Annotated in this window: 11 protein-coding genes; 6 read left to right on the top strand and 5 right to left on the bottom strand. The window is 60.9% G+C overall.

The annotated features are described in order from the left end of the window. Nucleotides 1-137 precede the first annotated feature (137 nt). The gene (locus AB4N82_RS24215) at nt 138-4,733 is read left to right on the top strand and encodes a hypothetical protein (protein ID WP_122765136.1); all 4,596 of its coding nucleotides are present in this window, start codon (nt 138-140) and stop codon (nt 4,731-4,733) included. Here AB4N82_RS24215 and AB4N82_RS24210 read toward each other — a convergent pair. Then, complete coding sequence (locus tag AB4N82_RS24210; protein ID WP_095184783.1) at nt 4,730-5,164, bottom strand: Lrp/AsnC family transcriptional regulator; 435 nt, start codon at nt 5,162-5,164, stop codon at nt 4,730-4,732. The two genes, AB4N82_RS24215 and AB4N82_RS24210, sit on opposite strands and share 4 nt — an antisense overlap. Before the next feature lie 109 nt (nt 5,165-5,273). Between AB4N82_RS24210 and AB4N82_RS24205 the strand changes: the two genes are divergently transcribed. Next, nucleotides 5,274-6,179, top strand: a complete 906-nt coding sequence (locus AB4N82_RS24205) for a DMT family transporter (protein ID WP_095184782.1) — start codon at nt 5,274-5,276, stop codon at nt 6,177-6,179. Here AB4N82_RS24205 and AB4N82_RS24200 read toward each other — a convergent pair. Continuing rightward, on the bottom strand, nt 6,157-8,136 hold the full coding sequence (locus AB4N82_RS24200; RefSeq protein ID WP_122765138.1) for a peptidase U32 family protein: 1,980 nt from the start codon (nt 8,134-8,136) through the stop codon (nt 6,157-6,159). The genes AB4N82_RS24205 and AB4N82_RS24200 overlap by 23 nt on opposite strands. A gap of 70 nt (nt 8,137-8,206) precedes the next feature. After that, nucleotides 8,207-8,587 carry a RidA family protein gene (locus AB4N82_RS24195; RefSeq protein WP_032887358.1) on the bottom strand — a complete coding sequence of 127 codons (381 nt, stop codon included), beginning with the start codon at nt 8,585-8,587 and terminating at the stop codon, nt 8,207-8,209. Nucleotides 8,588-8,767: 180 nt separating this feature from the next. On the opposite strand from AB4N82_RS24195, the gene AB4N82_RS24190 reads away from it, so the two are divergent. Beyond that, nucleotides 8,768-10,123 (top strand): methyl-accepting chemotaxis protein, encoded by a 1,356-nt coding sequence (locus tag AB4N82_RS24190; protein ID WP_095184780.1) that lies wholly within the window; start codon nt 8,768-8,770, stop codon nt 10,121-10,123. Between the two features lie 183 nt (nt 10,124-10,306). Here AB4N82_RS24190 and AB4N82_RS24185 read toward each other — a convergent pair whose 3' ends face one another. Continuing rightward, nucleotides 10,307-11,416 (bottom strand): GlxA family transcriptional regulator, encoded by a 1,110-nt coding sequence (locus AB4N82_RS24185; protein WP_122765139.1) that lies wholly within the window; start codon nt 11,414-11,416, stop codon nt 10,307-10,309. Between the two features lie 32 nt (nt 11,417-11,448). Between AB4N82_RS24185 and AB4N82_RS24180 the strand changes: the two genes are divergently transcribed. Continuing rightward, nucleotides 11,449-12,423 carry an ABC transporter substrate-binding protein gene (locus AB4N82_RS24180; protein WP_460103319.1) on the top strand — a complete coding sequence of 325 codons (975 nt, stop codon included), beginning with the start codon at nt 11,449-11,451 and terminating at the stop codon, nt 12,421-12,423. 63 nt (nt 12,424-12,486) lie between these two features. Beyond that, nucleotides 12,487-13,590 (top strand): aryl-sulfate sulfotransferase, encoded by a 1,104-nt coding sequence (locus AB4N82_RS24175; protein ID WP_122765141.1) that lies wholly within the window; start codon nt 12,487-12,489, stop codon nt 13,588-13,590. Nucleotides 13,591-13,600: 10 nt separating this feature from the next. On the opposite strand, the gene AB4N82_RS24170 is transcribed toward AB4N82_RS24175, so the two are convergent. After that, nucleotides 13,601-14,470 (bottom strand): isocitrate lyase/PEP mutase family protein, encoded by an 870-nt coding sequence (locus tag AB4N82_RS24170; RefSeq protein WP_032887345.1) that lies wholly within the window; start codon nt 14,468-14,470, stop codon nt 13,601-13,603. Between the two features lie 299 nt (nt 14,471-14,769). Here AB4N82_RS24170 and AB4N82_RS24165 point away from each other — a divergent pair, with 299 nt between their 5' ends. Beyond that, the gene (locus AB4N82_RS24165) at nt 14,770-15,726 is read left to right on the top strand and encodes an ABC transporter substrate-binding protein (RefSeq protein WP_032887343.1); all 957 of its coding nucleotides are present in this window, start codon (nt 14,770-14,772) and stop codon (nt 15,724-15,726) included. Nucleotides 15,727-15,736 lie beyond the last annotated feature (10 nt).

Below are 15,736 nucleotides of genomic sequence, written 5' to 3'. Positions count from 1 at the left end.
GTCGCGCATATTGAACTACAGTTAAATCTGGCGTCAGTTGCGAGTTTACTGTGCCACGGGCATTTCGCCGGCGCAGTCTCGGAGCGAGTGGAATCAGCTGCTGCAACTGGGTAATTGACTACTCAGGGAGAAGCACGATGCGCTCCGAAAAAAATCCTTCCACCCTTGCAACGTGGCAGAAAGGGGCGCTTCGCCTTGCATTACCTGCCTTGGTATTAATTGCCTTTGTGTGGGTGACTGTTGCGACCGGCACCGCCCGGGCTGACGATGCTCCCTCCCTGATCATCCTTGACAGTGGTGCCCCGAAAACCGTGCTGGGCCAGCCCGCCAGCCTGGGCCGTGGTAACGCAAAATTGTTGCTTGATACACAGCAGTGGCTGGACATTCCGTTGGACCGGAGCGTGACGGTCAGGGTCAAGAAACTTCGAGTTTCCCAGCAGTCCGGTGCCACGGTGTGGGTGGGTGAGGTGCAACCTTCCGCATCCGGGCGTCGTTACATCTCTCCCAGTACTGACCTGTCCCATGACCTGGCCATAGACCCCAAGAACCTGGCGATCCTGGTGGCCCATGATGAGCGTGTCACCGGCACCGTTATCGTGGACGGGGTCAGTTATGAAATTTTACCCATGGAGAATGGCCAGGTTGCCGTCTCGCGCAGGCAAGACGCCGACCTTCCTGACCCCCCACTTGTCGACACCCTGAACGCACGCGATGTGCAGGCAGTTGCGCGCAACGGCGACACGGTGCAGCAGCCGATACGTGTCCTGACGGTCTATAGCAACGATGTTCGCGATGCGTTGGTTGATCCCGTCGCACAAGGCATCAAGCACTTCGAGTATTTCAAGACGGTGGCCCAGCTCAGCGGGGTGACCGGGGTGTTTGAAAATGCAGGTGTGGCGCACATCGACTACAACCAGCCATCCAAGCAATGCCTGGGCGATTTGCCCTGCATGAATCGGTTGCTGAGCCCGGTCGGGACGTTAAGCAGTGATATTCGCACCCAACTAAAGGCCCATGTGGTCATCGCAATGCTGGATACCGATGGCGGCCTCGCGTCCACCGCAGGGCCCACATCGCTGAGACAAAGCCATGCCTACGCGACCATGCACAGCGCCCAGACCTACGCCCATGAAGTCGGTCATTTATTGGGCGCACACCATGAAGATGCCGGGACGCCCTATCCGTATTCCCGTGGTTATTGCCAGCGTAGCGTCTTGCCTTACTGGCACACCCTCATGGGGTATTGCGGCGGTGCCACACCGTCCTCGGTACGTATTGGTGTCTATTCCAATCCGCAATTGACGTACCAGGGATTACCCACCGGGGTGGAGGGCGTGAATGACAATGTACGTTCCATCAACAACTGGCATTCGGTAATCGCCGGCTTTTTCCCACCTCCCGATCCAACAGGGGCGCCCATCGCCAGTGGCTTCGTGGAGTTGGGGCAAAAAGACCTGCCGTTTTCCGGTGAGCGCGCCACGCTCAATGCCAAGGCGTCACGCAATCCTGGCATGGACGCGCTGCAATTCGAATGGTCGCAGCTTGAAGGTGCCCCGGCGGCTGTGATCGACAACAGCCAGTCGGACATGGCCGTCGCACATTTCCCTGAAGTCCAGGTGCCTACCGACTATCGCTTTCGCCTCACCGTCAGGAATGCCACGGGGGCCGTGGACGCCACCGTGGCCAGCGTGCGGGTGTATCCGCGCACCCTCGGGGACGCTTGCGAAAACGTGGCGCCATGGGACCCCGCGCAGGTGTATTCCGTGCCCGGCCAGCCGGTGAGCTACCAAGGCAATCTGTACCGTCTCATCGTGCCTGCGAGCGGTAGCTCTGCGCGACGTGCACCGGCCGTATGGAGCGGATTGGTGGCCCCGATGAACTGGCGGCTGATCAAGACCTGTGACGACGCAAGGACTTTGCAGCAGCGTCTGGCGGCGGTGGACCACTGGGCAAGGGTCAACCGCGACGCGCCGGTGACTGTCGGCTTGCAGCAACAGCTGCACAATTTGCTGGCGCAACTACACATGGACTGGCCCGCGCCAGCGGCAGCGGGGCGCCTGCGCCCGATCGAGTTCGAGTCCAAAAACTGCGTGGTCAAGGACGCGGCCAACCCCCTCAGGTTGGTGGCGCAGGAGGCTTGCCATGAGCCCAATGCGGCGCGCTGGTTGCTCGATGGCAGTGGACGCCTGCACGCCATGGATACCCCGGAGCTGTGTGTGCGCAACAACGGCAATGATCAGCCAGTGACGTTGCAGGCCTGTGCCGACGACAGCACGCCCTGGGTCCGTCTCAAGGAAGGGTTCATTGACTACCAAGGGGCCGTGGGGCTGTCCCTTGCAAGCGACTTCACCGTAAACCCGGCGGTGGATTACGGTAATTTCCTGGCCAACGTGGGGGGGAGTCTGATCACCAAAACAAAAATCCCCACTAACTCCGTCACTTACACCCGCTTCGGCAACGTTGCCCAGGACGCCAGTTTGCTGCTGGCCCATGCGGGCGCGGACACCTTGAAAGTGGTCGGGCACGTGATGGACAGCGAAGGGCAGCCCGGTACCGCACCGCCCATGCCGCCGATGATTGTGATCAGCGGACCCACCGAGGCCAGCAGTGGTGACAGCGTGCAACTGGACGGCGCGGGTTCGAGTTCCATCAACCCAGGCGCCAACCCGCTGATTTACACGTGGGAAGCACCGCCCGAACTCGGCGCACACACCGACGGTGCGCGGCTGCAATTCAACGCGCCGACGGTGACCACGCCGACGCCGTACACCTTGGCCCTTCGGGTCGATGACGGGCAGGTCCAGGCCCGTGAAGAGCATGTGGTCGTGGTACGCAGCCAGGGACAAGGCGGGCCCGAAGGCGAGCTGAACGCTCCGGCGGAGGTGGTGGAAAAAACCACCGCGACCTTTACGGCCTTGGTCAACTCCCCCGGCAACTTGCCCTTGATGTATGACTGGCGGATCCCACCTGGGTTTACGGGCCAGGTGGGCAATACCGCGAGCGTGACCCTCACGGCACCGCCGGTCGCGGCTGACACGACGCTTGAGTTGGCCCTGGACGTACGCGACAGCAACGGCGCAACGCTGAATTTGCACAAAAACGTAATCGTCAAAAAAGATACCCAGTTGGTCGGGGGAACCATCGTCGGCGAAACGCAAGTTCCGAGCGATCAGGCCTTCACCCAGCACGTCGAAATCGGCAACCCGCACAATCGTGAACTGACCTACGTATGGACCGTAACATCGCCGCCCGAAGGCGCCTTGACGGTAATAGGCCCTAGCGATCAGCGGGAGATCACCCTCAAGGCGCCTAAGTTGATGGCTAACAAGAATGGTTACGTCAGGGTGTTGGTCCGAGATGGTGTGGGCTTCGCATCGCTGCCGAACAAAACCATCCAGATCAAGGCGTATGAATATCCTCCTTTGATCGGACGCATGATCTTGCCTAACCATGTCAACGTGGGGGACATCTTCGAGCCCCGGGTGATCATTGATAACCCTGAAGACCGGGATCTGAGCTATCGCTGGTGGGTGAACACCGCCAGCTTCGAATTGTTGGATGCCGACCCCAAGCAGCCCACAGCCCGAGTCAAGGCGGTCAAGTCGAGTAATAACGGTGGGTTGGTGGTTCAGGCCACGGTCAGCGACGGCGGCCCTCGAACGGTGATTTACAACGAGCCTCGCGTGGTTGTTGGAGAGCCGTCCGGCGCCAATCCACCCCAAGGTCAACTGAACGGCCCTCTGGAAGTCGTAAGTGGCCAAAGCATTCGTTACCAGGCCGCGTTTACCTCGCCCGTTGGCAATCCCTTGAACTACGCGTGGGTCAAAGGCTCATTGATCGGCGCCACGCCCAACAGCGCCGATCAGACCTGGACCGCGCCGCGAGTGACCACCGATCAAGTGGTCACCGTGGCGGTGACGGTTTCTGACGCGGCCCGCAACAGTGTCAAAAAAGCCGTCGCGGTGTTGGTCAAGGCCAGCGGCTCTGAGCCTGATCCAGAGCCTGATCCACTACCGCCGGTGGGTAAAATCATCAGCACAGACGACGTAGAAGCCGGTGCATCCATCCTGTTCACTACCGACGCAGCCTCGAACCCGCCGGGCGGCGAACTGAAGTACGCGTGGTCCATTTCGCCGCCACTGGACGGTACGCTGGTCGATGGCCCGTCGCTGACACTGCGTGCGGCCCAGGTCAGCGTGGTGACCCCGGCCACGGTGTCATTGACCGTCACAGACAGCAAGAACGCCAGCCTGAACCTGCGCAAGACGGTGAGCGTCGTACCGTCCGCCAGGCCCGTCGCCCAGATCAGTGGGCCCACCACGGTCGAGGCGGGCAAACCCCTGGCGTTGTCGGCGACCGGCTCAAGTGGGCTCTCGTTACGCTACGCATGGCAGGCAGAGGGCTTTACACCGGCCGCGTCGGTGACAGTCAGCCCAACGTTCACCGCGCCCACCACTGCGGGCGCGCGAAGCATCGGGCTGACTGTCACCGACGCCGCCAACCGCACGGCCAGCGCCAGTCATTCGGTGATTATCAGCCCACCGGAGCAAGCCGGGGATTGCGCGCCGCCGTGGGTGGCGAGCAAAGCCTATTCGGTCAACAACGAGAAAGTCTCGTATGACCGCTACAACTATGAGGTGGCGCACTGGACGCAAAACCAACGGCCGGATTTGAACTGGGTCATCACAGGCAGCGCCAAACCTTGGCGACGGCTGGCGCCCTGCACACCCTAGAGGGGCGGTAAACGCCGCTTTACCGGGGTTTTCTTGACGATGGCCGTGTTGGTTTCGGCATAGGCGTTGAGGCGGTCAAGCAGGGTGTCGAGATGGTCCATGGTGCGTACATGCAGGCGGGCGATAAAGCAGTCTTCGCCCGTCACCTTGTCGCACTCGGTGAACTCGGGGATCGCCTGGATCTGGCGTTCCACTTCCTGCAACTGGCCGGGCAGAGGACGGATGCGCACGATGGCTTGCAGCAAATAGCCAAAATGCTTGGGGTCAATGTCCACGGTGTAGTGGGTCAGCACGCCGCGTTCTTCCAGGCGACGCAAGCGTTCGCCAACGCTGGGCGAGGACAGCCCGGTAATACCCGCCAGGGCCTTGAGCGACAAACGCGAGTCGTCCATCAAGGCGGCGATCAGTTGCTGGTCGATGGTGTCAATCATGGTGTTCGCCTAATAAGAAAAGGTGATTTCCGGTGTTTGCCTTTTTTAGTCACTGGAGCCGATCACGCGCAGATTGCCATAATTGAGCCTCACTTGAGGAGCTCCAATCATGGATACATCGATCCGTCGCGGTTCTTGGGAAATGGTCGCCGCCATGCTCATCTCGGGCACCATTGGCTGGTTTGTGCTGGTGTCGGGCGTGTCGGTAATTGAGGTGGTGTTCTGGCGCTGTGTGATCGGTGGGCTCACGTTACTGCTGGTCTGCGCGGTGCTGGGTTACCTGCGCCTGGACCTGCTCAGTTGGGCCCGGCTCGGGCTGGCGATGCTCAGCGGCGTTGCCATCGTCGGTAATTGGTTACTGTTATTTGAATCCTATTCCCGCGCATCCATCGCTATCAGTACGGCGGTGTACAACGTTCAGCCGTTCCTGTTGGTCATGCTGGCGGCGCTGTTTCTCGGTGAAAAAATCACCTTACAGAAACTGGCCTGGCTGAGTGTGGCGTTTATGGGGATGCTGGCGATTGTCACTGCCCATGGCGAGCAGCAGAGCGGTGGCGGGGACTATTTGACGGGAATCGTCCTGGCGTTGGGCGCAGCGTTTTTGTATGCCGTAGCGGCATTGATCATCAAGCGCTTGAAGGACGTGCCGCCGCATTTGATGGCGTTGATCCAAGTGATTACCGGTGCGCTGCTACTGGCACCGCTGGTGCCTTGGAACAGCCTGCCGCAGGCGAGTAATGCCTGGTCGGCATTGGTGGCCCTGGGCGTTGTGCATACCGGGTTGATGTATGTGTTGCTGTACGGGGCGATCCAGAAACTGCCGACGGCCATCACCGGCGCGCTGTCGTTTATCTACCCGATAGCGGCGATCGTCGTCGATTGGATTGCCTTTGGCCACCGCCTGGGCTGGCTGCAATGGCTGGGGGTGGCGGCTATTCTGCTGGCGGCTGCCGGGTTGCAGCGGGGCTGGTGGTGGCCCCGCTCCCGCAGGGTTAGTGCGTGCCCTGAAAGATGATCTTATCCGGGTTGAAATGCTCCACCACGCTGCCCGGCTGCGGCAAGCCAAGGATATGCCCCTTGATCTTGCCCACCACATGCATCTCGCACGGCTTGCAGTCGAACTTCAGCGTCAGCACTTCGTCGCCATGGATCAATTGCATCGGCGCGACCTTGGTTTTCACGCCCGTCACCCCCTTGGCCTGTTTAGGGCAGAGGTTGAACGAGAAGCGCAGGCAGTGCTTGGTGATCATCACCGGTACTTCGCCGGTTTCTTCATGGGCTTCAAAGGCAGCGTCGATCATCTGGACGCCGTGACGATGATAGAAGTCGCGGGCCTTCTGGTTGTAGACGTTAGCCAGGAACGACAGGTGCGCTTCCGGGTAAACCGGCGGCGGCGTGGTCTCGGCCTTGCGTCCACCACGGGGGTGAGCCGCGACACGGGCCGCAGTCAGCGTTTCGATCACTTCGCGGCGCAATGCCTTGAGCTGCGAGTTGGGGACGAAGAACGCCTGTGGCGCGTCCAGCTCGATATTCGTCGCGTGATACTCGGTAGTTCCGAGTTGGCCAAGCAGGTCGCGCAGGGTATCCAGCGCCTGCTCCGGCTTGTTGGCCGCGCCGAACGGGCCGGGCAGGGTGACGCTGGCGCTGATGCCTTCTTCACTGGTGGCGGTAATTTCCAGCTGGTCTTCACGCAGGCGCGCGACCCACGACAGGCCGATACGGCGCTCCGCCGAGGTCTTGAGCAGCGCTTGTTGCCAGTTATGGTCCAGGTTGCGGTTCAGCGGATGGTGCGGGCGCAACTGGTGCAGACCGGCCGGCATTTCGTTCGGCTCGACGCGGTAGCGATAGCGCTTCTGGCCGTCTTCCTCGAACTCGCCATTGGGTTCGGCGATGTTGGCGCGAAAACCCACCACTTCGCGTTTGACCAGCACGTTCAGCCCGTCACCGTTGGACAACGGCTCATGGGTGACCACTTGCAGATCGCGCTTGCCGGCTTTTTCCACCGTACCGACCGGCAGGCCGGTGAAGGTCGGCGTGTCGAAGGCGCCGATGTCGATCTTGCGGTCGCTGACGAAATAGTCGGTGCTGCCACGGTGGAAGGTTTTTTCCGGGTCAGGCAGGAAAAAGTGCACGGTGCGGCCGCTGGAAGCGCGGGCCAGGTCTGTGCGGTCTTCAAGCACGTCGTCGAGGCGCTGGCGGTAATAGGCGGTGATATTCTTCACATAGCCCATGTCCTTGTAGCGGCCTTCGATCTTGAACGAACGCACACCGGCTTCGACGAGGGCGCGGATGTTGGCGCTCTGGTTGTTGTCTTTCATCGACAGCAGGTGCTTTTCAAAGGCCACAACGCGGCCCTGATCGTCTTTCAAGGTGTATGGCAGGCGGCAAGCCTGGGAGCAATCGCCACGGTTGGCGCTGCGGCCATTTTGCGCGTGGGAGATGTTGCACTGCCCGGAGAACGCCACGCACAGGGCGCCGTGGATAAAGAACTCGATGGCGGCATCGGTCTCGTCGGCGATGGCGCGGATTTCTTGCAGGTTCAGCTCACGGGCCAAGACCAACTGCGAGAAACCGGCCTGGTCGAGAAACTTCGCGCGGGCCAGGGTGCGGATATCGGTTTGGGTGCTGGCGTGCAGCTCGATGGGCGGAATATCCAGCTCCATCACACCCAGGTCTTGCACGATCAACGCGTCAACACCGGCGTCGTAGAGCTGATGGATCAGCTTGCGCGCGGGTTCCAGTTCGTTGTCATGCAAGATCGTGTTGATCGTGGTGAAGACGCGCGCATGGTAACGGTGGGCGAATTCTACCAACTGAGCGATATCGCTCACGTCATTACACGCGTTATGGCGGGCGCCGAAACTTGGGCCGCCGATGTAGATGGCGTCGGCGCCATGCAGGATCGCCTCCCGCGCGATGGCGACATCGCGGGCAGGGCTGAGCAATTCCAGGTGATGCTTGGGCATGGACATAGTTTTTTTAGTCAGGCTTGTCACGGTTGAGGCGCGCATTGTAGCTGTGAAATGCCTGACCGGCATCAACTCAGGCCTGGGCGGCCATCGCGGTCACTTCCACGCGCATGCCTTCTACCGCCAATGCAGCAACGCCAACCGCCGCACGCACGGGCCAGGGCTTGGCAAAGAAGCGTTTGTAGACTTCATTAAAGGCCGCACGATCGGCCATATCCGTCAGATAAATGGTCAGGTGCATTACCCGATCCATGGAGCTGCCGGCCTTTTCCAGCGCGACTTTCAGCGCTTGCAGGGTGCATTCGCATTGCAGGGAGATATCGCCCAGCTCCAGGCTGCCGTCGGCGCGGGTCGGGATCTGGGTGGAGACCAGGATACCGTTGAAGCCAATTACGTCAGATGAGATGGAGTCGGCATCAGGATCGGGGGTGTAGGACAGGTCGTGGTTGGCCATGGGCGCCTCTCGTTGGCAGGTTGCAAAGGCGCCCATGGTCCCCGAAAACAGCCGCGCGGGCAAACCGCAATGCGCGGCTTTTTTGACGCCAGAAAATAAACATTAAAACCGCGTAAAGTCGCGTATTCAGCCGCCGATAGCCAGTTACAGACAGCTTCTTCGCACGGTTGAGGGTACGTCATGTTCAATAAAGCAGTTAAAACAGAACTGGCGGCCAGGACGGCCGAAGTCACCGAATACAAAGGACTGTTTACTGCACTCGAACGCTCCATGGCCGTGGTCGAATTTGACCTCAATGGCAAGGTGTTGAGCGCTAACGACAACTTCCTGAGGACGCTGGGTTACAGCCGTGAGCAACTGCTCGGTAAATCCCATCGTGATTTCTGCTTGCCAGCGCTGACCAGCAGCTCGGCCTATGGCCAGTTCTGGGCTGACCTCAAGGCCGGAAAGTTCGTGTCAGGTACGTTTAAGCGGGTGGACTCCCAAGGCAGGACTATCTGGCTTGAGGCCAGCTACAACCCGGTGCTGGATGAGCGTGGCCAGGTGTTGAAAGTGGTCAAGTACGCGTTGGACGTCACTGCCAAGGTTGAACAGGAAGCCGCTACGCGCAGCAAACTGACGGCGTTGGACCGGGCGATGGCCGTTATCGAATTCGATTTGAACGGGCAGGTACTGGACGCCAACGACAACTTCCAGAACGTCATGGGGTATTCGCTGGCCGAGCTCAAAGGCAAACACCACCGCCTGTTTTGCGAACCGGCCCTGATCAACAGCCATGAGTACGCGGACTTTTGGCGGCGCTTGAACAATGGCGAATTCTTCACCGGGCAATTCAAACGCCTTGGTAAACATGGCCGGGTCGTGTGGCTCGAAGCGAGTTACAACCCGGTCTACGACGGCGACGGCAAGCTGATCAAGATCGTCAAGTTCGCCAGCGACATCACCGAACGTGTAGAGAAGTTCGAAGAAGACTCCCGTGGCGCCTCCCGTGCTTACCACATCTCGTCCGAGACCGAACGGTTTGCCGAGCACGGCACCCAGGTTATCCAGGAAACCGCCACGGAGATGCGCCGGATTGCCGAAAACATCGGCTCATCCGCGCGCCTGGTCGGGCAGTTGGGCGATCGTTCCGAGCAAATTACCGCCATCGTCAACACCATTCGTGGCATCGCCGACCAGACCAACCTGCTGGCGCTCAACGCCGCCATCGAGGCCGCAAGGGCCGGCGACCAAGGCCGTGGCTTTGCGGTGGTGGCCGATGAGGTCAGGCAACTGGCCGGGCGTACCAGTCGCTCCACAGCGGAAATCGCCGAGATGATCGGCATGATCCTCTCGGAAACCCGCGACGCAGTGACCAGCATGAACGCCACGCAGGAAGGCGCACAACGCGGCGTCCAGTTGGCGGACCAGGCGGGTTCGGTGATCTTGCAGATTCGCACCAGCACCAGCGATGCGGTGCAGGCGGTGAGTATGTTTGCGTCGAAGCTGGATGAGTCGGAGGTGATTCCCAAGACTGCCATAGGCTGGGTTGGCTAATCGCTGGCTCGCTGTTGATGTTGGTCTCAGGCTTGCTTTTGGGGCTCTTTTCCAAAAGTGAGCCGCCGTTACCTAGATAGTGGATAGGTACACCGAACGGCCGCTGTCGCGGGCAAGCCAGCGCTCACATGTTACGGCGGATTTTTTTGTGGGGGCGTCCTTGAGCGCTGGGCTTAGCTGAACTCAATGCGCCAAACCCTGCAGCGCGATCCCCATCGGAAACGGTGCCTGGTGGGTTGCTGCCTTCATTTGGTTGCGATAACCCAGCGGGCTAGTGCCCAGTTGTTTTTGGAAGGCACGCCGCATGCGCTCTTCACGGCCGAAACCAACCGTTTGCGCTATCCGCTTGATGGGTTCACTCGTGGTGGCCAGCACCCGGCAGGCGGCTTCCAAGCGCAAACTCTCCACCGCCTGTGCGGGCGTATCGCCCGTGGCGGCGACATAGGCTCGCGCAAAGTGACGCGGGCTCATGCCGAATTGCTCGGCCAAGCGCTCCACGCGTAGATCACCGTTCAAGTTGCCCGCAATCCACGCATGCAAGCGCGCCAGGCGTACATCGGGATCAGTTCGCAGAGCGGTGGACTGGGCTTTGAGCGAAGCGCTCAACTGCGGTTGCTCGGCCGAGCGCCACAGGAACACGGTGAAATAGCGCGCCAATGACAGCGCCGCGTCGGCCCCCAGATCCTGCTCGACCAGTCCCAACGCCAAGTCGATGCCTGCGGTGGCGCCGCCGCACGTCCACAGGTTGCGGTCATGCAGGTACAACGCGTCGGTCTGGCAGATGACCTTGGGGTAACGCGCCTGCAATGCTTCGGCGAACTTCCAGTGGGTCACTACGTTGCGCCCATCGAGCAAACCGGCGGCGGCCAATGCGAAGGCGCCGGTGCCGATTGAACAGAGGCGACGGATCGCCGGGGCGCGGCCGCGCAGCCAGGCGCAGGCATGCTCGTTGGCTTCCAGGGCGTCCATGCCGGGGCCGCCCGCGACGATCAGCGTATCAATGTCGGGCGCTTGTTGATCAATTTGTTCCAGTGACTGGGTGCTGGCGCTGATCCCCGACACCGAGCTGACCTGGCCTCCAAACGGTGAGGCAAGCAGCAACCGATACGGCGCCTGTGTGGCAAACGCGCCGCCCAGCAGGCGTGGAATCGCGGCAAACACCTCCAGCGGTCCAGCGGCGTTGAGCAGCAGCAAGTCATCGAACGCTAGCACCACCACCGTGCGCACAGCGATGTCCGACGTGGCAGTAAAGGAGGGGTGTTTGGCATGGAGCGGCACGGCGAGCCTCGACATACTGGATTCAACGCAAAAATGAGGGAAAGACAATGACGTTAAAACCGGGTGCTGCCAAGTACGCTGTACGACAACGCTTGGTCGGGCTGGTGTGCTGGGCTGCGTTGTTGATCGTGCAACCGGTGTCGGCTGCGCTGCATGTGGGTGACCAAAGCGGTTTGACCCAAGCCATGCTGCACGCGGCGGGGGAGGATGCGGGGCTGTCGGGAACGTTGGTGTGGCATCCATTCACCGCAGGTACCACGCTGCTGGAAGCCCTGAGCGCCGGAGCCATCGACCTGGGTGTGGTCGGCAACGCGCCGCCGGTTTTTGCCCAGGCTGGCGGTTTTGATATCCGCATCATTGGCGTGGCGAGCGGGGCGCAGAACAATAACGCGCTGTTGTTACCTGAGGGGACCACTGTCCAGCGAGTCGCCGATCTCAAGGGCATACGGGTCGCCGTCGCCAAAGGCACCAGCGGGCATTACCTGTTCCTGGCAGCGCTGCATCAGGCCGGGCTCACAACGCGGGACCTGAACATGATCTATGCCAGCCCCGTCGATGCACAAAACGCCTTTGCCAGTGGCCGGCTCGATGCCTGGGCAGTGTGGTATCCCTTTGTTGGCCAAGCCACTTCGCGAGGCGCGCGGGTACTGCTGGACGGCAGCGAATGGCCGGAAACCGGGCAGAATTTTACGGTGGCGAGCCTCAAGGCTCTGGCCGACCCTGAGCGTACGGCGCAGGCCGGTGACTTGCTGGCCAGGCTCGCCCGCGCCCAAGCCTGGGCCACGGCGCATCCGGATGCCTGGGCCGAGGTGTTTGCCCAGACCACGCGGCTGCCAATCGCTCTGGTGCGCGACATGCTCGCCCATCAAACCTTGCAGTACGTGCCGATTGATCCTGCCGTCATCGCCTTGCAACAGCGTCTGGCGGACCTGTTCGCCGCCGAGCGGGTGATTCCCCGTGCGCTGGACGTCGGGCAAATCTTCGACCCGCGCTTCAACAGCCTTTTACCGACCCCCCACTGATTCGCTTATTTCTGACCTTGTCGACGTAGCCTCGGCAGGGATTCCTGCACCCGGAGAAATCTCATGCACAGCACCACCCTCAAACGCCAGAAGACCGGCCTTATCACTGTCGACCACGCCCGCAGCGCGGGTGGCTACACCTTGTTCGCACCGCAAACCGCCGAGGGCAATGTGTTCCTGATCGACATCGACGGCGAGGTCGTGCACCGCTGGAAGCTCCCTCAGCGCCCCGGTCGCGACGCTGTGATCCTGGGCAACGGCAACCTGGGCTACAACGGCAATCACCCGGATTCCCCGGAGCTGTTTCCCGGTTGGTCGGTGTGGCACGGCGGTGCCTTCAGCGAGGTCACCCCCCAAGGCGAGGTGGTGTGGGAATACACCGATTTGCTGCACCATCACGACGCTCAATGGCTGGACAACGGCCACCTGCTGTACACCACGGTGGAACCCTTGAGTGCGGAGTTAGCCAGCCGAGTGGTCGGCGGCATTCCCGGCAGCGAGGCGGCGGGTGGTGTGATTTATGCGGACGTGGTCAAGGAGGTTGACCGCCAAGGGCAGGTGGTCTGGGAGTGGCGCAGTTGGGAGCATTTGCGGCCCGAGGATTACCCGCTGCACGACACATTCGAGCGTTACCACTGGCCGATGACCAACGCGGTCTCGCCGGGCAGTGACGGTAAGGTCATTCTCAGTTTGCGCAGTGTCTCTTCGGTGATTGCTATCCAGCGTGGCAGTGGCGAAGTGTTGTGGCGCCTGGGCCACGATCTGGTCGCGCAGCAGCATTGCCCGACTGAGCTGGAAAACGGCAATGTGCTGGTGTTCGACAACGGCATTTCACGCCCACATGTGAGCATGCCGCACTCGCGCATCCTGGAGATCGACCCGCACACGCAGCGTATCGAATGGCAGTACGCGGACACGCCGGGTTATGCCTTCTTCACGCCATTCATGGGCGGCGCCCAGCGTCTGCACAATGGCAACACGCTGGTGACCGAAGCCAACTTTGGCCGTCTGTTCGAAGTCACGCCAGCCGGGGAAGTGGTGTGGGAGTACATGAATCCGCACTTCGCCGCTTATCCCGATGCAGCCTCCCGGCGTTACCTGCCGGGAGAAAACAACGCGATCTTCCGTGCGCACCGTTACCAGCGCGAGGACATTGCCTGGCTGTGAGGGGGGAGGATTACTCTTTGACGTCCATGAACTCTTCAGCCCACGCCACGTAGTTTTCCGGGAGCGTGTAAGTATGCGTCAGTTCGGTCGCGCTGAGATTAGAGGTGCTATGGGTTAATTGGCGCTGGGCACGCAAGCTGTCGTAAGTGGCTTTGATCGCCGCGAAATAGGCGCCATGCCCGGCAACCACCACGCGCACGCCCAGGCTCGCGAGGCGCTGGGCGTCGTTGAGCTTGGGATTGCCGTAGGTCACCAGCATCAATGGAACGGTGAGGTTTTCTGCGATTTTTTCCAGGTGCTCGAAGTCACTCACGCCCACCATGCAGATTCCATCCGCACCGGCTTTTTGATAGGCCAGGGTGCGCTCGATCACCGCTTCGGTGGGCAACACACCCGCATTGGTCCGAGCGATGATTGAGAGTTCAGGATCGACACGGGCTTCCAGGGCGGCGCGGACTTTGCCAATGCCTTCCTCGATGGAAATCAGGTCGGTGGATTTGCGCCCGAATTGCGCCGGCAGCAGGGTGTCTTCAATCGTTAATGCGGCCACGCCGGCGCGCTCAAGCTCTTCGACGGTGCGCATCACGTTGAGGGCATTGCCGTAACCGTGGTCGGCGTCGGCGATAAACGGCAGTTGAGCGACACGCCCAATGCGCGTGGCCTGCTCAACGAACTCACTCAGCGTGATCAACGCAAAATCGGGCGCCGCCAATACCTGCAACGACGCGACTGACCCTCCCAGGATACCCACCTCAAACCCCAGGTCCGCCGCGATACGGGCGGACATGGGGTCAAATACGGAAGCAGTTTCAACGCAGCTCGGCTTGGCAAGCAATTCGCGGAAGTCACGGCGCAGCGTCGAGTGAGATTTTTTGGGCATGTTCTTTCCTGGCTCTGATCGTCATGTGACGACATATGTCTATTCGTGGTCGCGCGAGATTACCATGCAGGCAGGCCGGGGATTATGACGTTTGAGCATGGGGTATGCGCCAAACAGATGTTGAACGCCGGCGTTAAAATGCGTAGGTGGCATTATTATAGAATTACGTTATGCGTTATCAGTATTTTACAGGTGGCTGGATGGGCCTCATCGTATGAGGCAGATTATTCCTTTGAACACTACCGAGACCGCACGCGCGGATCGACTTGATCTGCCTGACAAGGCATCTGGAGACGAACGTGCGTTACCTTTCAAAACTGGCGGCCGGGTTAGCCGCCGCACTGCTGAGCCTGACCGCGAACGCGCAAACGCTGGTGGTCGGCGACCAAAGCTACAACGCCCAAGCCGTCATGGAAGCGGCGGGGGTGCTGGACGATCTTCCCTATACCCTTGAATGGAAGCAATTCACCGCCGGCTCGCCAGTTGCCGAAGCGCTCAACGTCGGCAGCCTCGACATCGGCCTGCTGGGGGATGCGCCTGTGCTGTTCCTGGGCGCATTGGGCGCGCCAATCAAGGTGATTGCCGTCAGTCGGCAAAATCTCGACGGCGTGGCGATTCTGGTTGCGAAGGATTCGCCGATCAAGAGTCTCGCGGACCTTGCAGGCAAGCGCGCGGCCATCTGGAAAGGCTCCTGGAGTCAGCAGTTGTTGCTGACGGCGCTGGACAAAGCCGGCGTGCAGCGCGACGCCCTGGAGTTGCGTTACCTGAGCGCGTTGGATGCCTCCCACGCGCTGGAAGGCGGCTCGGTTGACGTCATCGCGACCTGGGAACCCTATGTGACACAGCAGGAACGTCAAGGCGCGCGGGTGCTGGCCACGGCGCAAGGGCTGATTCCAGCCCAGAGTTTCATTGCCGCCAACGCCAGTGCTGTGGACGCCAAACGGGCGCCCATCAGTGACTTTCTCCAGCGCCTGAAGAAAGCACGCGACTGGGCTCGCCAAGCGCCGGCCAACACAGACGCCTATGCCGACGCGTGGGCCAAACGCACCCGCGCGGATGCTGAAATCGCCCGTGCCTGGTTTGCCCGCGCGCGCACCACCGTCGAGCCCGTAACGGCCCAATCTCCCGTCGAAGCGCAAAAGACCGTGGACTTTTTTGCCGGCCAGGGACTGGTCAAGTCTTTCCCTGCTGCCAGCTTGTTTGATGACTCGTTCGCGGCGTCTTTGCAGCCCGCCGTCGCTACTAAACAGCCGTGAACGCCTCAAG

The organism is Pseudomonas sp. H1_D04, assembly GCF_054683855.1.
The sequence above is the reverse complement of the archived record's forward strand: the minus strand, read 5'-3'. Positions and strand labels throughout refer to the sequence as shown.